This window comes from Winogradskyella eckloniae, assembly GCF_013249045.1.
Lineage (GTDB): Bacteria > Bacteroidota > Bacteroidia > Flavobacteriales > Flavobacteriaceae > Winogradskyella > Winogradskyella eckloniae.
The window spans coordinates 255,768-280,042 of sequence record NZ_JABRWP010000004.1 but is presented as its reverse complement, the minus strand read 5'-3'; the positions used below and the strand labels follow the sequence as shown (position 1 = coordinate 280,042).

Here is a 24,275-nt window from a genome sequence, read left to right as displayed (position 1 = left end):
CTAAAATTGAAAATATATAAATTGTTGTTCTTCACCTGTAAACGCAAACATTAATACTATCAGTAGAATGTAGAATGCCCAACGCAGTGGTTTTTTCAAAAAATCTACTTTTGCTATGGCATATTCATTACTTCTTCCTAGCCATTCAACCAATATAAAGAAAAGTACCAAACCTAATATAGTGGCCGGAAATATTTCTACCCATGAAAATAGAGATGAACTAAAGGTATGTTGCAAATAAGAAATAGCATGGGAAACATTATCTGCTCTAAAAAACACCCAAGCTATTAATGTAATAAAGAAGGTAATTCCCATTTGCCATAGTTCTCTAAAGCTTGGAAAATATTTGCCTTCAGCCACTAAATTAGTATTCACTCTATTTTTATTAGTAAGAAGTAATGGCAAGAAATAGATGGCATTTAGTGCACCCCAAATTACAAATGTCCAGTTGGCACCATGCCAAAATCCACTGACTATAAAGATAATAAATGTGTTACGAATTTTCATAGATAGACCTCCACGACTACCACCTAATGGAATGTATAGGTAGTCTCTAAACTACGTAGAAAGTGAAATGTGCCATCGTCTCCAAAATTCTGCAATATCTCTAGAGAAATATGGAAATGCGAAGTTTCGTTTTAACTCAAACCCAAATAATCTAGAAATACCGATGGCAATATCTGAATATCCTGAGAAATCACCGTAAATCTGAAAAGCAAAGAAAAATGCACCAAGTAGGAGTGTACTTCCGTTATATTCGGTATGGTTATTAAAGATAATATTCGCGTATTTTGCACAGTTATCTGCAATAACTATTTTTTTAAATAATCCCCAAAGCACTTGTCTTAGTCCATCAACGGCATTTTTGTAATCAAAACGTCTTTCAATAGAAAATTGTGGTAATAAGTTTGTTGCTCTCTCAATAGGTCCTGCGACTAACTGAGGAAAGAAACTTACAAAGGCCATAAAGCCAACAAAATCCTTTGTAGGTTCTAGCTTTTTATTGTAAACGTCAATAGTGTAACTTAAAGTTTGAAACGTGTAGAAACTTATTCCAACAGGAAGAATTATATTTAAAGTATTAATGCTTAATTCTGATCCGAAAAATGTAAATGAATTAATTAAGCTATCTACAAAGAAGTTATAATATTTAAAAAAGCCTAAAAATCCTAGGTTAACACATATACTAATCCAAAGCAATACTTTTCTTGTAGATGGTTTATCCTTTTTCCCTAACGCAATACCTATTGAATAATCTACTAAAGAACTAAAAAGTATTAGAGAAAGAAATCTCCAATCCCACCATCCGTAAAAGACATAGCTGGCTGCAGCAATAAGCAGGTTTTGTGTTTTTATATTTTTACCACCAATGAGCCAATACAGGGCAAAAACAATTGGTAGAAATACAAAAAATTCTATCGAATTAAAAAACATATTTGGTTAAAATTTGGGTCTTCATTACAATTTCTTATAAATCCGAACGGTAAAGATGTTGTAAGTGCTCAAAAGTATCAAAATTATTCTTTGAATGGACATTAAAAACTACTATCTGCATGATTTAGTAAAAATCATCAAATTTTAGCGACTAATTTCTTGTTTTAATATAGGGTCTATAATGTTTTTCCAAAGACTGTATCCAGATGCTGTTAAGTGAATACCATCAAGAGAATATTCGTTTTTAAGTTTGTAATCCTTTGAAAATGATGTGTTAAGATTTATGAATTGACAATTGTGATTTAAACAAATGTTTTTTATTCGTTCATTTAATTTGGTAATAGATGTATTTAAGTTTTTGTAATTGATATGTTCTTTTGATGTGTATAAAACTGAAAATACAATGGGTTTTATGTTATTGTTTTTTAGATTTACAATAATGGCTTCAATATTGTTTGATACCTCACTTATTTCAATACCTGCTAATAAATCATTAATCCCAGCCATAATAAAGCAAATTTGAGGATTAACATTATAGACATAGTTTAACCTATTAAGCATACCTTCAGTAATATCATTTCCGATACCTCTATTAGCTATATCATTGCGGTTTAGAAGTTCATTCCAATTGGCTCGATATGTTATAGAGTTTCCTAACATGACAACATTAGCTTGTTTTTTGTAGTGTTTATAAAGTTCAATTTCATGATGATATTGCCATTTGTTTTTGTAGTTCTTATCAACAGGAGTTGTCAATTTAAATTTATTAAGAATAATTTTATGAAACCCAGTCTTATACGAGATAAATAGTACGGCAATTATTAAAATAATGTTTACAATGATGCTGTATTTTAGTTTCATCAAATGAAGTGTTAATTAGTCATAAATAAATTGATAATAAGAATTATAGAAGTTCTCTATCCTTATCATCTATAAGATAAGCCATATATACAAATAATGCCATTAAGTAGGTCTGATTAATAACACTTTGTAAACTCAGCATAAAAATACACATAACTAATAGTAGTGGTAAAACAAAATATCTAATATCTGGCGCACTTCTCATGGTTTCTAAAAAATAACGTCCTAACATATATAAAAAGAACACAAGAGTAAAAATCCCTGCATCTGCCCAAACACCAATTATTGTATTATGAGCATGTTGAGAAATTGCAAAATCAACACCATTACCAATTATTGGGTTTTCGAAAACGTAATCGTTAATAAGTTTCATTACCAGTTCATTTCGTCCGGAGTCATCTACTTCGCTAGTATTAAATGTAACGATATTAACTATATTATTTATTTTATCACGTTGTTGTCCAACCAAGTCTAAATCAGCAGTTAAAACATTTAAATTTGCCAATGCTAGGTATACAAACGGTAGTAATGAAACACCTATAATTAGTCTAATACCAGTAAAGAACTTATGGTTAAGCATAACTAAGCAAATAATAAATACCATAAACCCAGTATTAGAAAAGGTTAATGCTAATCCATATAGCATAATTCCTAAAACTAATAGTTTAAACAGTTTTAATATTGTTTTTTTCGGCTGAAATAGTTTATATACGAGAATAAATGAAATAATTGCAGCAAGAGCTGTATTGTTGGCATCTGCATAAACCCCTCCAGATCGGTCCATTTTATACATATAAATTCCTCCTCTGTCTAAGTCAAAATTTATATTATAGAGATGTATACTTAAAATTCCGGATAGAACAAAAGCGATTGTCGCAACATTTCTAAATATTTTTCTATTTTCTGGTATACTGAGATATACGTAAAAGGCCAAAACATATATAAAAGGAATTATAGCCACCAATATATTTGCTGGATTAAAATGAATTGCACTTGCTAAAATTGCAAACAGAAAATAAATTAAATAAAATATAATCCACAAACGTGCTGTTTTAGAAAGAGGTCCTCTTTTTTTTATTGTCAGTGCAACACCTAAAATTAACAAACCTAAATTACCATATGCCATGATTTGGGCAATAGCTGTTGATACTAACCTAGTTATAAAAACCTGAAGATTAAACACGGTCAATACAAACGGAAGTAAAAAGCAAATATGTGTTACTAGGCTTTTCTTCATTTATTTAAAATATCGTCAAAAATATTCAAATATTTATTATAAACGGCATCCATTTTATATCTATCTAAAGAATTGACGCCTCCTTTTGTAAGTTTAATTCTAAGTTCTGCATCATTCATTAACTTTTCTAAACTTTCAGCCATGGCATCATAATTTTGGTCCTCAATTAATATTCCATTTACATTAGGAATTATAATATCAGAAGGTCCTGTAACACAATCAAATGCAATGCATGCTGTTCCTCTAGCAAAAGCTTCCGTAAGAACCATAGGTAATCCTTCTGTTCTCGATGATAGTACGTAAATTTCTGATTCTGTCATTAATTCTGCTACCTTTGTTGAGTAACCTTCAAAAATTACTTGGTCTTCGATTTGATGTTTTTGGGTTAATTCTTTTAATAATTTTGTGCCATCGTCTCCACCACCTACTAGTTTTAATTTCCACTGTGGGTTTTTCTTTAGTACTGGTGTAATTAAGGGAATAAGGTTATCGAATCCTTTGTGATGATATCTATTTAAATCACCGACTGCAAGGATAATTTTTTTTCTATTTCTTTTAGATTCTTCATAAATATCGAAGGTACATGGATTGGGCATTACATATACATTAACACCTATGCTTTTATAGTGTTGTTCATCAAATTTTGTCAGTACTGTTAAGGCATCAGATTTACGATACATGTATTTTCTTGCAAGCTTGCCTATAAAATCAGTTGCTCTTAAATGATTGTTGTGTTCTGCCGAAACAACTTTAAGACCTCTTAATTTACCAATAAGAGCTCCAATAAAATTAGTTTGAGTCATAAACGGCATTAGGACATCTGGCCGGTTATTTTTATTAGAATAATATTTGTACAAATTAATTGTACTTCTAATTGTGTGGTTCTTTATATTGCCATTATGAAGTCTTACACGCTTAACAGTAGGATTTGCAGAAAAAACTTCAGGTTCATTAAAAGTAATTATTGTTACATCATGTCCTTTTTTATCAAAATTATTCGCTAAAAGGATGAGTACTCGTTCTGCACCTCCAGCTACCAAAGAATTGACAACAAAATCTATTTTCATTACTGTATTTTTTTAAATTGTTTGTAGGTGTAACTAAAATAAAATAAACTCCCCAAGATAAGCACTATGGTGGTACTCATTACTAATCCATAAACATCGAAGTATTTGATCAAAATAAAATTTAAAACAATATTAAGAACCAAATTCGCTAAGGAAATCCAGGCCATAAAATTATTTTTATTAATACTTGTAAGGAATTTTACCATTACCAATGTACAAAGGTTAAAAGGAACACTTACTAACAAAATTTGTTGAATTCCTGATACTTTTAAAGTATCTTGATGTGTAAATTCACCTCTTTCTAACCAAAGCTCAACTATCCAATCTGACATAAAAATGCCAATTACAATTAATATAAGTCCTATTCCTAAAACTAATTTTAGTGTTCTAAAAAGTTGATTATACGCAGATCTTAAATCTTCATTTACTAAGCGAGAGAAGTGTGGTAATAAAACACTGCCCAAGGCCATAATCACTATAGTTACGCCAAAAGCCGGTAATCTATTTCCGTAATTTAGAGCCGCTAATGATCCTATGACTAATTGTCCAACAAAAAACTGATCTATATAGTTATTCATTGCAGATAAAAAACTCGAAGATATTTTAGGTGGTAATTGCCTTACCATCATTCTTGAGTTTTTATTCATTACAGGCTTACTTAAAGCAAAATCGTTAAACTTAATTGAAAAAAATAAAAGATATATTAATCCAATGATACTTCCTGCAAAAGTTCCGTAAGCTAAAACCATATGTCCAAAATTTTCTTTTAGAAATATTAAGAAGAAAATCATAGTAAGTAGTGGAAATAATTCTGCTAATGTAGCTACCAAAAAGCGATTTGAAACCTCAAGCAGTCCAGCTAGTACAGAAGAAATCCCCCAAAAGAACAAACATGGTACAACAAAATATAATTGGGCTTTTATCAATGGATAATATGATTCTGGAAATTCAGAGTATACTAAATTTAGAAAGAGGTCAGTGCCAAAAAATGCGATAATACATGAAACTATTGAAATACCAATCGTTATCAAAATTATTAAGGCTTGAAAACTTCCTTTATTTCCATTGTTTTTTAACTCAGCAATATAATTTGGTATAAACAGATTTTTAAGTGAATTAATAAATACACTTTGGATAAAAGTAGGTACTAAAATGGCTACAAGAAAGGTGTCTATAGTTGTACCTAAACCAAAACTACCAGCAATAATAGTTTCTTTATAGAATGCTATAGCCTTAATTAATACACCAATTACAGCAACAATCAACATGCTTTTTACAAGTGGATTGCTTAAAGACGTGTTAATTTTATCTCTTATTTTTTTAAGAAGTAGAGCTCCCATTTCAAATTCAGTGTTTAACTAAAATTTAGTTTTTAATTTTAAAAGAAATGGGTTCATTTTTAATTTATTTCGCATGTAAGTGCCTAAAGGTTTTTCTATTTTTTTGCTTATAAAATAGGAAGCAATTAGCATAAAAAATAAAACGATACTTAAAAGCAACCATTTATTGACAGACTTCCCAAGATGATTAAATATAATATATCCAATATTTTGATGTAATAAATATAACGGATATGTTAACACACCTAACGACATGAAAATGCGTTTATTTAATGCTTGTAATTTATTAGTACTTATTAAGAAAATAATGATAAAAAAGAGGGTTATTAATGCGATAACAATTTCATGAGAAAATCCATAACCATATAGTGCGTTTCGGTGTTCTATAGTTAATATAGCATAACGTAAAGAAATGAAATAAGCAATTATTACTGGAATTAAGTTCTTTAAAATGTTGTGTTCAGATTTCATAAGAAAGAAAAACATACCTGCAACAAAATAAGGGTTCCAACGTGCAAAAGTAATGTAATAAATAGCTTGCAAAAATTTTGGAGCAACAGCGAAAGGAATAATTAATTGTAGAATTGAAATGGCTAATAATATATACCCTAAAAATTTGATATACTTTAATTTTTTAAAAAATAATACAATTCCTACGAGTATATAAAACTTTAATTCTACTACTAAAGACCAATAAACGCCATCTACATGTTCTATTCCAAAAAAACCATTAAGCATAGTTAAGTTAAATAGAAATTGATTTAGTGAAACTTTAAATATAGGACTGCCAAATAGAACGATAATAAGTGCTGTTGTTATTACACAAAACCAAAATGCAGGGTAAAGCCGAGTAAATCTTGAAATACAAAAGTCAATTAAATTTGAATTTCTAATGGATAATAATATTACAAATCCACTAATAATAAAGAATAAATCTACTCCTAAATAACCATATTTAGAAAACCCTTCTAATGGTTCAAATTGTAAAATGCTAAAATTGTCTTTAGCGAAACCTCTGAAGCAATAATGATAAAATACTACGTAAAGTGCTGCAATAAAACGAATTAAATCAAGATGATATAATCGATCTGATTTCACTCTAGTTTCGATACTCATAATTTGTAGGTTAAAATTTATTAACGCAAATATGATTAAAAGGTTTTAATCTCCACGTTTTTTAAGTTGATTGGAACTAAATTTCGTTAAAACTAAGGTTTAGCCTAAAACATTGAAGCATTAAATTAAGTTATTATGGTAAAAATCGATTTCTATTTATTTTAATATCACTTATATAGAGTTCTTCGGCAGAATTGAAAGAATGGGTACAACTTATAGATTTATCCCAATTTGGTTTTATCGCCTCAACTAATTTCTCTTCGTAATTATTAGGGTTTAATTTAGTTATTTCAGAAATGTTTAATCCATACCCATAATGACTTGAGCAGTCTTGAGAAGGTCGATATAATTTATTGTTTTTAATAAATAATTTTCCTGCAGGCCTTGCTGTTTTAACGCTTGTAACAATAGGGTTCATAGAATGTGGCTCCCAGTGATCCGCCAATAATGATTTCGAATAAAATAAATTAAGCTCTACATGCTTAGATCCTCCTTTATGCTTTTTTAAATTGGTAAACATCCAATATGTATCATGTTCTTTATACAGGGTTGTGTCAACTGCTACAACATTATTCATCATAACTTTTTGCAATTCCCATTTTAAAGGAAAATCAGTAGCTTTATATAATTGAATATCATTGTTACCACTAGTTTCTGGAATCATATAAAACTCATCATCTTCTTTAAATATAAATGGATATGATAAATGATAGTCTTTAACTAATATAGTTTCAGGTTTTGAATAATTGCCTTCATTGTCAATTTCCATTACCGCTAAATGACCTAGTTTATTTTTATATATTAATTCTTCGATAAACAAATATGTCTTGTTATTATGTTTAATTAAAAAAGGATCAGCCCAGAATCGATCTTTAGGAGGTAAAATCTTTTTATAATGTTTTAAATCATATGGATTCTCATTGCTATTGCTATTATTCAAGAATATTAAAGCCCATTGGTTAAAATAAATTTTACTTTTAATAACTTGAAATAATTTCTTTGCGTACAGAGCAATGGCAAATTTTAGCATTTTGGTATTCGATGGCGGCGAAAAAGGAACAGTAATCTCATTTTCAGGATAAATACCTGATTTCGTTAATAGTTTTTTATTAAAAAGCTCTTCGTTTTTTGATAACAATTCTATGTTATTTCCAACTAAAAAGTGGCTTTGCCATAAAATATCGTTTAGATTCCTCTTATAACTTAGACCATCTGTACACGAAAAGGTTTGGTCAATAGTCTTTGGGTAGGTCATACCGGTTTTTATATATCTCAAAACACCAGTCATCTCAGGCCTTTTTTCTAGCATTTCCCAAATGCCATATGGACGTTTATTAATATAATTTAAATCACAAAAATTTAAAAACCAAACGCCATATTTTGCTTTATCTACTATCTCATTATTTAGAGTCAATTCCGTGAGGTTTAATATTATATCCAACTCATATTCTTCAAGTGATTTTATATCAATTGTTTTTGTAATGGAAAGCGTGGTAATATTATTAATTTTATCTGATTTATCTGATTTATCTGTTTTTGCTAATGCATTAGGTACTGGCTTAAAAAATTTGCTGTCAATTTTTAAATATGATTTAAAAAAAACAGGCACAGCATTAGTAGAGTTTTGCAATTCTTTCATTTCTTCATGAAAGTCAAGATTTAAAACGATTTCTGAAAAATTAGAATCAATTAAATTGTTGATAATAGCTTTTTGCCAATCAAAAATATATAAGGGATAGTTGATAATCGCAATTCTTAATTTTTTCATAAAATATAAATTGAGTAATATATTGGTTGCAATAATTTTCAAAAAAACAATTTTTAAAACTAAAAAAACAATTTTAATAAATAATAATCTATAGTTTCATTTTTATGATATGATTTTCTTTATTTAATTGGTTGTCCTTCCTATTTAGAACGGTTTTGTTTTCGAAGTTCGTTTTTTTGTCTCACTTATTATTTTGCCCTTTCTAGATGTTAATAACTATGTATAACTAATATAAGGAGTAAGCTGTATTTTTTATAACATCATTATTTTTGTAAAAATTTCCGTTTAAGTGTTAAATTCTTAGACAAAATAGTCTAAAAGGTGATATGAATCGTATATAATTAAACTTTAAAAAAGTAAAAATAACTGTAATACTTACCTTACAGATACTTGCATTTTAACGAAAAAATAAACAATTAATTGCGCTTTGTCGAATATTTTAGCGCTTAAACTTGAAATGATGTTTTAATTTTATAGATTGCCAAACCTACTTATAAAAATTAAAATGTCCCATGAATTTATGAGAGCCTTTAGAATTACCCTAAACAAAATTGGTCTTGGATCATTAATTATATTATTTATATTTTCTTCATTAAATGCCCAGCAGCTTGCTTTTCCCACAGCGAAAGGAGCTGGAGCACATACTACAGGTGGACGTGGCGGACAAGTCATTCATGTTACTACTTTAGATTGGGATGCGCCTGGTGGATTGAGAGAAGCAATTCAAACGCCTGGACCTCGAATTATTGTTTTTGATGTAAGTGGAGAGATCGATGCTACAAGTGAATGGGATTATACACCGATTATTAGTGGTTCAGATTATGATAACATTACCATTGCTGGTCAATCTGCACCTGCAGGAGGAATAAGCATTCGAACATCTGAATTTATGTTTCAAAATGTAAATAATGTAATCATTAGATATATTCGATTTAGAGGTCAAGCATCTAGTATACAAGATGCATTTTGGTTAACAGGAGGTAGCAATATTATTATAGATCACTGTACTTTTAGTCATGGTGGTGACGAATCCGGAAGTTTAGGTTCTAGTGTTGGAATAATGGGGAATATTACCATGCAGAACTGTTTTCTTCAAGACAGTAAAACAGGTACAATATTAGGTGTAGATGATGTCGATGGAGATTTTACTTTTGTAAATAATGTTTATAGTAGTATTTCACACCGGTTTCCAAATCCAAAAGGAAACGGTCAATACGATATAATTAATAACATTGTTTATAATTGGAAATATAGATTAATAAGAATTACAGGAGAAGGAACTTATAATGTTATAAATAACTACTACAAAACTGCCGCAAACGGAATTAGATTACCTGGATGGTTTGGTGATGAATTTATCTCTTCAAGGTTTTTGCAAAAAGTGCAAACAACAGCATATGATAATCCGTTAATTTATGCCGCAGGAAGTATTGTTACACAGCAGAGAGAAACACCATTATCTGATGATAGAGATATGTGGTCTGTCTTTGCAGGTTCTCATTTAACAGAGAATATTCAAGTGCCTGACCAATATTTTACGAATACAGCGTTTCCTTTGGTTGGTCAAAACTTCTCTATAAAAACTGCAGATCAAGCATATATTGATGTTTTAAATGACGTGGGAGCGGATAAAACCTTAAACGCTAATGGATCAATTTACCCGTTTCGTGATGATAAAGATGCTGCAGATATTTTAATGATTCAAAATGACACATATGATGGTAGTTTTTTTGATGACAAAAGTACAATTCCATATCCAGTCGTTCCAGAAAATACAAGACCAGCTAATTTTGATACCAACAATGATGGTATGCCAGATGTTTGGAAGATTGCAAGAGGATTTGAAGTAGATGAAGATCTTTCAAGCTATATATGGCCAAGCGGATATGTTGGAGTAGAAGAGTATCTAAATGAAATAGATCTGAATGGTATTGAAATTATTGATGTTACAGGTGTAGAAGTAACACCAGAAACAGCAACAATTAATATACCTGATACAGTAAGTTTATCGGCTACTATTTTGCCTTCAGATGCTACTAATCAAAATGGCATATGGAGTAGTAGTGATGAATCTATTGCAACAGTGAGTCAAAGTGGAATAGTAACACCTGTTTCTGAAGGAGAGGTGATAATAACATTTACAACGAATGATGGGGATTTTACTGATAACGCCATAATAACAGTTACAAATGATATAATTTCTTTAGAGTCTGTTACAGTAACACCTGAAGAATCCAATCTAGAACTTGGAAATAGTTTACAATTGAATACAACGTTTAACCCAACAAACACATCTGATATTTCTGGTATATGGAGCAGTAGTGACGAATCTATGGCTACAGTTGATGAAAATGGAAATGTAACAGCGCTAATGGTTGGTGAAGTAACAATAACATTTACGGCTAATGATGGAGGTTTTTCAGATAGCTCATTAATTACCGTGGTCGATGACTTTTTTGGAACATATCCTTTATATAATGCTGAAACAGATCTTGTAATTCATGATATTGTTGGTAATGCAGAAATAAATTTAGAAGATGAAAGCCACTTTATTAACTTTAGATGTATACCAGAAGGTGGAGATGATACATCTGCTGTAGAAAGTGTTGGTGTAACTTGGACAGGACCATCAAATGGAAATTGGATAGAAAGTGATCCTATTTATGCAGGATTGCCAAACGGACACGTTGGTTTAAACTTTGAGCCATATTTAGTAGAAGAAGGCACTTATGATTTTGTAGTAACGTATTATAGTGGTAATGGAGGAACAGGTTCTGTCGTTGCGATAGATAATTTTTCTCTTACGTTTTTTTTTGATTCTCTACCAGAAGCTACAGCTGGTCTAGATCAAAGCATTTGTATTGGAGAAACAATTACGTTGACAGCGTCTGGAGGTACCAATTATTTGTGGGAAAATGGAGAAACCACAGCTTCTATTGATGTGAATCCGACAGAAACCACAACGTATTCAGTAACCATATCTGATGATAATGATAACTCAACAGAAGCAAGCGTCACTATAACGGTAAATGAAATACCAATTGCTTATGTGGGCGATGATCAAACAATTTGTGAAGGTGAAACAGTAACATTAACTGCCACAGGAGGAGATAGCTATTTATGGAATACTGGAGAAACAACTGCTTCAATTGAAGTGAGTCCTATAACAGAAACTGTATACTCTGTTGAAGTAACTTCTAACAATTGTAGTAGTACAGATGACATTACTATTTTTGTTAATGAATCCCCTGAACTTATAATTTCAGAAGATATTGTCATTGTTGAAGGTGAGTCTACAATACTAACCGTAAGTGGAAGTGATAATTATGAGTGGAATACAGGAGAAGTTACAGAATCAATAACGGTTAGTCCATTAACCACAGAAACGTATACAGTAACTTCAATTGGTCTTAATGGTTGTATAACTGAGGTTAGTGTAACAGTAACTGTGATACCTGAGATTATTGCCGAAGCAGGTGAAGATGTAACAATTTGTTATGGAGAAACTGTAACTCTAACGGCTACTGGTGGATCTACGTATTTATGGAGTACAGGAGATTCTGAATCTGAACTTGTAATTAGTCCTACCGAGACAACAACGTATACAGTGACTGCTGAAGATGATTACGGCTATACAAGTACAGATAGCGTAACCGTTACAGTTTTAGAATTACCAAATATTTCTGCTGGTGAAGATGTCTTTATTATGATTGGGAATTCCGCAACATTAACTGCAAGTGGTGGAATTGATTATACATGGAATACTGGAGAAATAACACCAGAAATCACGGTTACTCCAGATGTTACAACAACATATTCTGTAGTGGGAAATTCTGAAAATGGATGTGAAAACACTTCAGAAATCACAGTTAACGTTGTAGAATTATTAGAAGCTAATGCTGGGGAAGATACTTCAATTTGTATTGGTGAAAGCATAACCTTAAGCGCATCTGGAGGTACAGGTTATATTTGGGATACCGGACACGAAGGTGCATTTCCTACTGTTTCACCTACTGAAGATACTACGTATACTGTGACAGTAACAGATGACTATGGAAATTCTGATACAGACGACGTTACAATTACTGTAAGCCCTATACCAACTGCTTATGCAGGAGAAGACCAAACGATATGTTATGGTGAAACTGTAACCTTAACGGCAACCGCAATGGATGGTGATAATTTTTTATGGAGTACAGGAGAAACTACAGAAACAATTACAGTTAATCCAATTGAGGATACTATTTATACAGTTGAAGTTTCGAATGATACATGTTCTCATGTAGATGATGTTCAAGTATTTGTATTACCTATTCCAGAAATTATTATTTCTGACGATGTAGTTATTGTAATTGGTAATTCGGCTACACTTGAGGCTTCAGGTGGTGACACTTATTTATGGGATACCAGTGAAACAACTGCGTCAATTAACGTATCGCCAGAAGAAACAACAACATATTCTGTAACTAGTTTTTTAGCTAATGGATGTCAAAGTACGGCAGAAGTTACAGTAACTGTAATTCCGGAAATTGAAGCGAATGCTGGAGCTGATTTTTCAATATGTGTAGGACAAAGTGCAACTTTAACAGCATCTGGAGGATCTACTTATTTATGGAGTACAGGAGAAACTAGCGAAACCATAATAGTTAATCCTACAGAAACAACAACTTTTACTTTAACTGCCACTGATGACTATGGAAATTCTGATTCAGATGACATCATAATTACTGTTAATGAATTACCCGAAATTACAGTTAGTGATGATATTCAAATTAATGAAGGAGAAAGTACAACATTAACTGTTAGTGGCTCAGATACTTATTTATGGAACACAGGTGAGACAACAGAATCTATTATTGTAAGTCCAACTGAAACAACAATATTCTCAGTCTCTGGTTTTTCAGTTGATGGTTGTGAGATTACGGAATCAATTGAAGTAACTGTAATTCCTGAAGTCATAGCAAACGCCGGAATAGATGTAGAAATTTGTCAAGGAGAATACGTAACCTTAAACGCCACTGGTGGTGTAAATTATTTATGGAGTACTGGAGAGAACAACCCATCAATAATATTAAACCCAACAGAAACAACTACGTATACCGTTGTTGTTAGTGATAATTATGGGAATTCTGATACAGATAGCGTAACAGTAACCGTTAATGATTTACCGAGCATATCGGTTGTAGAAGAAGTTACAATATTGGAAGGAGAAACGGCTACATTAGGAGTAAGTGGTGCTGAAACATATTTATGGGATACTGGTGAAACGACAACGTCTATAAACGTTAGTCCAACTGAATCTACTACATATAGTGTTACTGGGTTTTCTAGTTCAGGATGCCAAGTAACAGAAGAAATATTAGTAGTTGTAGTATCAGTTGTTTTTGCTAATGCAGGTCCAGATGTGGCAATTTGCTTAGGAGAAAGTGTAACTTTAACGGCAACAGGGAGTACATTTTATTCTTGGAATACAGGAGAAACTAGCGCTTCAATAACAGTAAGTCCAACTGAAACTACAACTTATACAGTTGTCGTTTCTGATGAGTATGGGAATATGGATACAGATACTGTGATTGTGACAGTTCCAGATATGTCTACTGTGACTGTTAGTGATGATGTTTCAATTTTAAGTGGAGAAAGTACAAGTTTAAATATAACAGGAACTAATACTCATATATGGAGTACTGGTCAAACGATAAGTACAATAATTGTAAGTCCTACGGAGACTACAACATATACGGTAATTGGATATTCAGTTAATGGTTGCCCAACTGAAGAATTTCAAGTAACAGTAACTGTAATACCTCAATTAAATGCTAATGCAGGATCAGACGTAGCCGTCTGCATAGGAGAAAGTGTAACATTGACTGCTTCGGGTGGACCAAATTTTTTATGGAGTACAGGAGAGACTAGTGCTTCAATAATTGTAAGTCCTAACGTTACCACGACATATGAAGTGGAAGTATTCGATGAATATGGTAATACAGATACTGATAGTGTTATAGTTACTGTATCCGATATGTCGGCAGTCACAATTAGCGACAATGTTACAATATTTAGTGGAGAAAGTACAAGTTTAAGTATTACAGGAACTAATTCACATATTTGGAGTACAGGTCAGACAACTAGTACAATAGTAGTGAGTCCAACCGAAACAACGACATATACAGTAATAGGTTATTCGCCTTACGGTTGTCCTAGTGAAGAATTACAAGTAACAGTAACTGTAATTCCACAAGTAAATGCAGATGCAGGAGAAGATGTATCAATATGTATTGGTGAAAGTGTAGTTTTAACTGCTACAGGTGGTGATAATTATTTATGGAATACTGGAGCCACTGGAGCTGCACAATCTTTCACTCCTAGTGAAACAACAGTTTATACGGTCACAGTATCTGATGATTTAGGGAATTCTGATACCGACATTGTAACAGTTACAGTAAACGAATTACCTGTTTTGACAATAAGTGAAGATATAGAAATTACCGAAGGTGATAGTACCACGCTAACTGTATCAGGTGCAGAGACGTACATATGGAGTACAGGGGAATCAACGGATTCAATTATTGTAAGTCCATCTCAAACCACTACATATTTTGCAATTGGCTATTCGGCAGAAGGTTGTCAGAGTCAAGCTGTTGTAACGGTTACAGTAGTACCTGAGTTAACAGCAGACGCAGGTGAAAATGCAACTATTTGTAGTGGAGAAAGTGTTACCTTAAATGCAACAGGAGGAATTAATTACTTATGGGATAATGGCTTAACTACAGCTTCAATAACGGTTACGCCATTTGAAACCACCACATATACGGTAACTGTATATGATGAATTAGGAAATTCAGACTCAGATAGTGTTGTTGTAATTGTAAACGATCTTCCGGAGATTAATACAAGTGAGAATGTGACTATACTAGAAGGAGAGAGTACCACATTATCTGTAAGTGGTGCCATGTCATATATATGGAACACTGGAGAAACCACAAGTACTATAACAGTTAGCCCTACAGAAACGACAACCTACACTGTTGTTGGGACTTCAAACTCTTGTGAAAGTCAACCGCAAGATATCACGGTAATTGTAGAACCAATATTTATTGCTTCTGCTGGTTTTGACGAGCATATTTGTGATAATAACCTTAGTTATGAAGTTGTACTAACAGCTAATCAAGGGGATAGCTACTTGTGGAGTACAGGAGAAACGTCTCAGTCAATTATTGTAGGCCCATTAACTACAACAACATATAATGTAACTATTACTCAAGGAGAACAACAAGATACTGATTCGGTGACAGTATATGTTGATCCAAGTCCAGATGTAGTAATAACAAATGGAGAACAAGTGGATATATTAAATGGTGATTTCATAACCTTAACAGCAACAGGTGCTAATAGTTATGAATGGAATAATGGTGCTACACAACCTAATATTGCTGTTAGTCCAAGCGAAACAACCACTTATGAAGTAAGAGGTTATGTTGGAGATTGTTACGATGAAAAACAAGTAACAGTTAACGTTTTAAATCCAGTCATTGCAGATGCAGGTGATGATGTTATTATTTGTACAAACGACGTCGTTACTTTAACAGCCACAGGAGGAGATGATTATTTGTGGAGTACAGGTGAAACCACACCGACAATTGAGGTATCTCCTTTAGAGACAACAGATTATCATGTAACGGTTTTTAATGCTTTAGATTTTGACGAAGCTACTGTTAGAGTAGAAGTAGATTTAGAATGTACTACACAATCAAATAACCCTAATGCGCAAGATTTTGAATTAGATCTTTATCCAAATCCAGCCTTAAATGAAGTCAATATAAAATTAACAGGAGGATTAGAAGTTTCTAATATACATTTCTTTGATGTCACTGGTAAGTTAGTGCATACGGTCCAAGTATTTAACGAAGATTTGAATCCATCTACAACAACGACTGTTGATATTACGTCATTTCAATCTGGGATTTATTTTGTTAAATTTGTAGATAAGAATAACGGTACAACAAAAAAATTAATAGTAAACTAAATAGAATTAATAGAAAAAAAAAGCACTAATAATATTAGTGCTTTTTTTTTATATACAAGTTTTGTTTATTTCCCTATAGATGAATATTCAAAACCAATATTCTTCATTTCAATAGGATCTAATATATTTCTGCCATCAAAAATAAATGCTGGCTTTTTCATTTGGTCATATATTTTTTGCCAATCATAAGTTTTAAACTCATCCCATTCTGTCATTATTGCAACGGCGTGAGCATCTTTTGTTACTTCATACGGATCATTGTATGATTTCACTAATTCTTTATTTTCAGCTTCAGATCGTGTATTTAAATAATTGAGATCAGCTTGTACTTTTTCACCATTAACTTTTGGGTCGTATACAGCAATATTCGCTTGTTCGCTTAATAAATGGTCTGCAACATAAATCGCAGCTGATTCTCTAGTATCGTTAGTGTCTTTTTTAAACGCCCAGCCCAACATTGCTATTTTTTTACCAGAAACCGTATTATATAACGTACTAATTAAATTGTCCGAAAAACGACGTTTTTGGTGATCGTTTAGAATAATGACCTGCTCCCAATAATCTGCAACGGCTTGAAGGTTATAACTTCTTGCAATATAGACTAAGTTTAAAATGTCTTTTTGAAAACACGAACCTCCAAATCCTATAGACGCATTTAAGAATTTAGGACCAATTCTAGAATCCATTCCTATTGCTTTTGCTACTTCATTAACATCAGCTTCAGTATGTTCACATAATTCTGAAATGGCATTAATTGACGAAATTCGTTGTGCCAAAAATGCATTTGCCGTAAGTTTAGATAGCTCAGATGACCAAACATTTGTTCTCAAGATTCGATCTTGAGGTACCCAACTAGCATAAACATTCGCTAGGCTTTCTATAGCTTCTTCAGATTCTCCACCAATCAGTACACGATCTGGGTTTAGTAAATCTTGTACTGCTGTCCCTTCAGCTAAAAACTCAGGGTTAGAAAGTATACTAAACTTAACATCTTTTCCTGTATTATGTAATATACTTTTTATGGCTTGTGCTGTTCTTACAGGTAATGTAGATTTTTCTACAACAATTTTATCTGTAGTTGCAACCTCGGCAATATTTCTAGCACAAAGTTCTACATACTTTAAATCTGCAGCCATACCTTTACCTTTACCATATGTTTTGGTAGGTGTGTTTACAGAAATGAAAATCATTTCAGATTCCTTTATTGTTTTGTCTATTTCTGTTGTAAAGAATAAATTTTTACCTCTTGTTTCTTCAACTATTTCAGCTAAACCTGGCTCGTAAATAGGTAGATTAGAAACATCTTCATCATTCCACGCAGCGATACGCTCTGCATTGATATCTACAATAGTAACTTTTATATTTGGATTCTTTTTTGCAATGACTGCCATTGTAGGTCCTCCTACATAACCAGCTCCAATACAACAAATATTTGTTATTTTCATTATTTAAAGTTTATTTAGACTTGAGTTAATTGTCATAAAAGACAACAAATTTGTTTTAAATTAATTTATTTGCGCAATATAATATATAAAGAACACTTTTTCACGATAAGTATCCATCTAAACATTGAATGGTGACCTTAAAAAAAAATAAAATCTTAATTATAATAGTTTTTAAACCAATCTATAAACGCCTTTACACCATGTTTTATAGAGGTATTTGGTTTGTAATCATAATCTTTTATTAATGCGTCTACATCTGCCCACGTTCTTTCTACATCACCTGGTTGCATTTCCATCATATTTTTAGCCGCGACTTTATCCAAGTTAATTTCAATTTCTTTTATAAAATCTAAAAGCTTTACAGAATCGTTATTTCCAATATTATAGACTTTATATAATTCTTTAGAAGTAATTCTGTCAGTTGTAGGTTTCTCAATAATTCTAACAACGCCTTCAACTATGTCATCGATAAAAGTAAAATCACGCTCCATATTTCCATGGTTAAAGACTTTTATAGGTTTATCCTTTACAATAGCATCTGTAAATAAAAACATTGCCATATCAGGCCGTCCCCAAGGTCCGTAAACTGTAAAAAATCTTAATCCGGTTGTCGTTATATTAAACAAATGACTATATGTATGCGCCATGAGTTCGTTACTTTTTTTAGTAGCAGCATATAAGCTAATTGGATGATCTACGTTATCTTCTGTAGAAAAAGGTATTTTTTTATTCATACCGTAAACACTAGAACTACTCGCATATACTAAATGTTTAATGGCATTATTTCTACAACATTCCAAAATATTTAAAAAACCTACAAGATTAGAATCTACATAAGTTTCAGGGTTTTCTAAACTATATCTAACACCTGCCTGAGCCGCAAGATTACACACAATATCAAATTTTTCTGCTGTAAATAGTTTAGGAAGTTCTATACGATCTTCAAGATTCATTCTTATAAATGTAAAGTCATTGGTGCTACTTTTACATAAAGTATTAAACACCTTTGCCTCATCTTTATCGATACCTAATTCTTTAAGACGATCAAATTTTAAATTCACATCATAGTAATCGTTAACATTGTCTAAACCAACAACTTGATGTCCTTTTGATAGAAGTATTTTTGATACATAATATCCTATAAAACCTGCAGCTCCTGTTACTAATACTTTCATAATAAAATAATTTTACAATTTTAAAAGTGACACCAAAGATTAAAATTTTGACTGATACCCGTAAATTTTATGGCTATCAATTTCAACATATTAGATGTTTGTATACTTAATATCGAGGATTGTCGCTATTGAATCACAATTTTTTATTTTCAACTCCATTTCACGCTCTTTATAGGTATTATCTATAAAATAGACTTTACAAGAATCTAATTTGGTTTTACTTTTTGAAAAATTAACGTTTCCAAATTTTATTAAATTAACAATTGTAGTGGAGTCTAAATGATTCTCACCTATGAAGATGGATGCATCATTGGTATAATGTATTGATTTTGAACTGATATTTTTTACGGTTCTCGCATTAGGACTATAATCACAAGACGCCTCTTTACCGTTTAAAAAAAACATTAATAATATTAGACCTATTGCAAATCCGCCAAGATAATAGCCTAATCGATTTATAAATTTCATAGAAATATACTGTGTTTTTAGTTAACCTTAAGGAGTGAACTAAAATTAAAAGATTAATAAATTGGCATCATTATAATCTAAACCAAACCATTCTGCTACAGATTTGTTAGTTAATATGCCGTGGTAAAAGTACAACCCATTTTTTAAACCTCTATCAAATCTTAAAGCATTTTCTATGCCACCATGCTCGCCAATCTCCAACAAATAAGGTGTAAATATATTACTAATAGACACAGATGCGGTTCTAGAATAGCGTGCAGGAATATTAGGTACACAATAATGTATAACACCATTGTATTCAAAGGTCGGTTTGTCATGCGTAGTAACTTCACTGGTTTCAAAACATCCTCCCATATCTATACTCACATCAATGACAACAGATCCATTTTTCATATGACTTAGCATACTTTCAGTAATTACTATTGGTGCACGATTTACGCCTCTAACAGCTCCAATTGCGACATCACAACGTTTTAATGCCTTAATGAGATTTTTTGGTTGCATAGTAGATGTATAAATAGTCCGTCCTAAATTATTTTGAAGGCGTCGTAATCTAGTAATAGAGCTATCAAAAACTTTAATATTAGCTCCTAATCCTATGGCAGATCGCGCTGCAAATTCGCCTACAGTACCAGCTCCTAATATGACAACTTCTGTAGGTGGAACTCCATTGATATTACCCATCATTAAGCCATTACCACCATTAACATTAGATAGTAATTCTGATGCAATTAGTATGGAAGCTGTTCCGGCAATTTCACTTAATGAGCTTACGGCAGGATAAGCGCCATCATCATCTTTAATATACTCAAAAGCTAAAGCAGTAATGCGCTTTTTTGCCAAAGCTTCAAAATACGATTTGTTCTGTGTTTTAATCTGAAGCGCGGAAATTAATAATGTTTGTGGATTTATGAGTTTAATCTCATCTAAGGATGGTGGTTCTACTTTTAGTATAATAGGGCAGGAGTACACCTTTGCAGTATCTTTGGTTACTTCTGCACCAGCTTCACTATAATTTTTATCTTTAAAGTTAGCACCTTCACCAGCTCCAGATTCAAATAGTACACGATGGCCATTTGCGGTTAATGCAGAAACGGCATCTGGTGTTAAACACACACGGCGTTCTTGAAAATGAGCTTCTTTTGGTATGCCAATAAAAAGTTCGCCTTTCTGTTTAAGGATTTCTAAGGTTTCTTCTTGAGGTAATAATTGGGCTTTGGTAAATGGTGATAAAGATTTACTCATTGAGTTAGTTAATTTATATAGTAATGCAATATAACGAAACGTTATAAATATTACTAAAATTAATCTAACCTTAAATTAATTATAATTTTTGAATATTAATTGACAGAGAAATTTAAAAATACTGTTTAACCTTGCCCCAAACCCCTTTTGGTCTTATCATAAACTCAGCTTCCATTTCTTCTAGGGTTTTATTAGACATGTTTATTTTGTTAAACATTTTTGCTCTAATTAAATATATAGAAGGCACTACAATGACTAAAACGGGTAATAATATTAAAATTTGATTCTCGTCTGTATTTTTAAGTTCGGCATGATAACTGGTAATTATTTGAAATGAATACATAACAATTGGGACAAGTAGAGCATGATACCACCAATGTTTACACGTAAAAAACCAAATAAACATTAAAATAAGAGGCACTATTTTGCCTGTGTAAACCCACATGGCATATTGAGCAGATTCCCAAAAACCGCTTTCGTATGTACCCAAAAAAGTGTCCCAAACAGCTGTGTCTGGAACACTTTCGTGTAATAAATATAATAATGGAGTAGAACTAATAAATGTTGCAATAATAGTTCCTAATATTGCTGTTCTACTTAAATTATTATCCCCATTTAACGAGTTTTCTTTTCTTTTTTTCGATTTTGGTTGTAGCTTGTCCATCTAAATCAATAATGTTTGTAGCTTGAACAGTGAATAACATTCCGCCGAAAATTGCAATTGCAAGTACTAGGTTTCTTTTAGTTTTCATAATAAAAGGGATTTAATTAATTAATACGTCAAAAATAAAAGCATTATAAGGTGCTTACAAATTCAAAGTAGTTAAAATCCAATAAATTATGAGGCTTCCATTACGGTTTTACCGTAACACTAGTTAATTTCTGTAGGAATATTCTATAATTTTATATTATAGATTTACTGTTTTCATGGCTAACTTTTGGGTTAAATGTTTATCGTTTATAGTTAATTTGAGGGATCTTTTATTTTCATCAATACTAGTGATAGTAATGGTTTGTGAGTCTAACGGAATTAAATCGTCTATGCGTTCTGGCCATTCCATAAATAACCAAAAATTACTATTAAGATATTCTTCAATACCAAAGTTATATGCTTCATCTATAGAATTTATCCTATAGAAATCAAAATGATAGACTTTATCATTTGGTATTGTATACTCATTTACTATAGAAAAAGTAGGACTGGTTGCCACATCATTACTTTGCATTGCTTTTAACATGGCATTAATAAATGTTGTTTTACCAGCGCCCATTTGACCATTAAATAATATAGTCTTAGCATCTAAATGCTCCAAAACACTTGCAGCAATAGCATCAATATCTTTTAAATGGTATGTAAACTCTATAGTTTTCACTGTGTTATTATCACATTAATACATACAATGGTAAGCATATTTTTTTAAATATCCTAGAAAATCTCGCATTTCGTCGGTTATTTTTGCACTTTAAGGAGTTTTCTTTCGGGTTATAGGTCTTTAATAATGTAAAACATTAATAAGGTAAACACTTATAAAATGCTGTGTTTTACTATTTTGGATCTAATACCACAAAAGGAATTATCATTTCCTCTAATGAAACACCACCATGTTGATACGTGTTTCTGTAGTAGCTCACATAATGATTAAAGTTATTAGGATATGCTAAAAACATATCACCTTTAGCAAAAATAAAAGAACTGCTCATGGTTAAGGACGGTAAATGAATGGATTTAGGATTTTTAACAGCCAATACATCTTTGTCTTGATACGTTAAGCTTCTTCCAGTTTTATAGCGTAGATTTAAACTGGTGTCTCTATCACCAATAACTTTTGAAGGTGCTTTTACATTTATTGTACCATGATCTGTAGTTAAGATTAATTTAAAACCTAACTGCTGAGATAATTGAATCATCTCTAATAACGGCGAATTTTTAAACCAGCTTACGGTTAGTGATCGATACGCTTTATCGTTTGATGCCAATTCTTTAACAACTTCCATTTCTGTTTTAGAATGAGATAGCATATCAACAAAATTGTAAACAATGACATTAAGATCATGCTCTTTTAAAGATCTAAAATTTTCTACTAATTTCTTACCAGCTTTTAAATTGGTGATTTTGTGATAGGTATGCTTTAAATTATTTAGCCCTAATCGTTTTAATTGTTCTCTGAGAAAATCGCCTTCGTGCATGTTTTTACCACCTTCATCAGTATCGTTTTTCCAATATTGCGGAAATAAGCTTTCCATATCTGCAGGCATTAAACCAGAGAAAATAGCGTTTCTTGCATATTGTGTAGCTGTTGGTAATATGCTGTAAAATGCTAATTCTGAAGCTTTTTTATAATAATTATTTACAATAGGTTCAAATGCCTTCCATTGGTCATAACGCAAATTGTCTATAACGACTAAAATTGTAGGTTGTTTATCACTCAGTTCTGGGACTACTTTATCTTTAAATAAGGTGTGTGACATTACAGGTGCATCAGTATTGGGTTGAAACCAATCTTCGTAATTTTTTTCAATAAATTTGCCAAACTGATTGTTCGCTTCTGTTTTTTGAGATTCTAAGATGTCTGTCATCCCAACATCTTCTATACCTTCTAATTGCAGTTCCCAATAAATAAGCTTTTGGTATAATTCAATCCATTCTTCATAAGAATTTACCATAGATAAATCCATTGCAATTTTTCTAAACTCTTGTTGATAGTTAGAGGTTGTTTTCTCCGAAACTAATCGAGAATGGTCTAAATTCTTTTTTAAACTCAATAAAATCTGATTGGGATTTACAGGTTTAATTAAGTAATCAGCTATTTTATTCCCAATAGCTTCTTCCATAATGTATTCCTCTTCACTTTTAGTGATCATCACAATAGGTAAGTTGGCGCGTCGTTCTTTGATTTCATTCAAAGTTTCTAATCCTGTAAGTCCAGGCATATTCTCATCTAAAAAGACAATATCAAAATTAGTATCGTTGATTATTTCTAAGGCTTCTGTACCACTTTGGCATTTTGTAACCGCGTATCCTTTTTGCTCTAAAAAAATAATATGTGGTTTTAATAAATCGATTTCATCGTCAACCCAGAGAATATTTATCATGTT

Annotated in this window: 14 protein-coding genes and 1 pseudogene; 1 reads left to right on the top strand and 14 read right to left on the bottom strand. The window is 31.7% G+C overall.

Annotated features, from left to right (window positions below; all coding sequences use genetic code 11):
* From HNV08_RS08835 to HNV08_RS08805, 7 genes and pseudogenes are all read right to left on the bottom strand, one after another.
* A pseudogene (locus HNV08_RS08835) lies at nt 1–1,434 on the bottom strand (MBOAT family O-acyltransferase).
* A gap of 144 nt (nt 1,435–1,578) precedes the next feature.
* Nucleotides 1,579–2,295 (bottom strand): GDSL-type esterase/lipase family protein, encoded by a 717-nt coding sequence (locus tag HNV08_RS08830; protein ID WP_173280890.1) that lies wholly within the window; start codon nt 2,293–2,295, stop codon nt 1,579–1,581.
* Between the two features lie 43 nt (nt 2,296–2,338).
* Nucleotides 2,339–3,532 carry an O-antigen ligase family protein gene (locus HNV08_RS08825; protein ID WP_173280888.1) on the bottom strand — a complete coding sequence of 398 codons (1,194 nt, stop codon included), beginning with the start codon at nt 3,530–3,532 and terminating at the stop codon, nt 2,339–2,341.
* Nucleotides 3,529–4,599, bottom strand: a complete 1,071-nt coding sequence (locus HNV08_RS08820; protein ID WP_173280886.1) for a glycosyltransferase family 4 protein — start codon at nt 4,597–4,599, stop codon at nt 3,529–3,531. Before HNV08_RS08820 ends, HNV08_RS08825 begins: the two co-directional genes overlap by 4 nt.
* Nucleotides 4,599–5,939, bottom strand: a complete 1,341-nt coding sequence (murJ, locus tag HNV08_RS08815) for a murein biosynthesis integral membrane protein MurJ (protein WP_173280884.1) — start codon at nt 5,937–5,939, stop codon at nt 4,599–4,601. Before murJ ends, HNV08_RS08820 begins: the two co-directional genes overlap by 1 nt.
* Before the next feature lie 18 nt (nt 5,940–5,957).
* Entirely contained in the window at nt 5,958–7,055 is a 1,098-nt protein-coding gene (locus tag HNV08_RS08810; RefSeq protein WP_173280882.1) for an acyltransferase family protein, read from the bottom strand.
* Nucleotides 7,056–7,188: 133 nt separating this feature from the next.
* Entirely contained in the window at nt 7,189–8,823 is a 1,635-nt protein-coding gene (locus HNV08_RS08805) for a glucosamine inositolphosphorylceramide transferase family protein (protein WP_173280881.1), read from the bottom strand.
* Nucleotides 8,824–9,328: 505 nt separating this feature from the next.
* Between HNV08_RS08805 and HNV08_RS08800 the strand changes: the two genes are divergently transcribed.
* Entirely contained in the window at nt 9,329–16,846 is a 7,518-nt protein-coding gene (locus HNV08_RS08800) for a T9SS type A sorting domain-containing protein (RefSeq protein WP_173280879.1), read from the top strand.
* A 65-nt stretch (nt 16,847–16,911) separates the two neighbouring features.
* Here HNV08_RS08800 and HNV08_RS08795 read toward each other — a convergent pair whose 3' ends face one another.
* The 7 genes from HNV08_RS08795 to porX form a co-directional block, all read right to left on the bottom strand.
* Nucleotides 16,912–18,291 (bottom strand): nucleotide sugar dehydrogenase, encoded by a 1,380-nt coding sequence (locus tag HNV08_RS08795; RefSeq protein ID WP_173280878.1) that lies wholly within the window; start codon nt 18,289–18,291, stop codon nt 16,912–16,914.
* A gap of 155 nt (nt 18,292–18,446) precedes the next feature.
* Entirely contained in the window at nt 18,447–19,466 is a 1,020-nt protein-coding gene (locus tag HNV08_RS08790) for an NAD-dependent epimerase (protein WP_173280876.1), read from the bottom strand.
* Nucleotides 19,467–19,556: 90 nt separating this feature from the next.
* Nucleotides 19,557–19,934, bottom strand: a complete 378-nt coding sequence (locus HNV08_RS08785) for a hypothetical protein (protein WP_173280875.1) — start codon at nt 19,932–19,934, stop codon at nt 19,557–19,559.
* A 45-nt stretch (nt 19,935–19,979) separates the two neighbouring features.
* Nucleotides 19,980–21,179, bottom strand: a complete 1,200-nt coding sequence (locus HNV08_RS08780) for an alanine dehydrogenase (protein ID WP_173280873.1) — start codon at nt 21,177–21,179, stop codon at nt 19,980–19,982.
* Between the two features lie 112 nt (nt 21,180–21,291).
* Nucleotides 21,292–21,843: a hypothetical protein gene (locus tag HNV08_RS08775; RefSeq protein ID WP_194241991.1), complete on the bottom strand. Its 552-nt coding sequence runs from the start codon at nt 21,841–21,843 to the stop codon at nt 21,292–21,294.
* Between the two features lie 244 nt (nt 21,844–22,087).
* Complete coding sequence (gene tsaE / locus HNV08_RS08770; RefSeq protein ID WP_173280872.1) at nt 22,088–22,552, bottom strand: tRNA (adenosine(37)-N6)-threonylcarbamoyltransferase complex ATPase subunit type 1 TsaE; 465 nt, start codon at nt 22,550–22,552, stop codon at nt 22,088–22,090.
* A 172-nt stretch (nt 22,553–22,724) separates the two neighbouring features.
* Complete coding sequence (porX, locus tag HNV08_RS08765) at nt 22,725–24,272, bottom strand: T9SS response regulator signal transducer PorX (RefSeq protein ID WP_173280870.1); 1,548 nt, start codon at nt 24,270–24,272, stop codon at nt 22,725–22,727.
* Between the last annotated feature and the right edge of the window lie 3 nt (nt 24,273–24,275).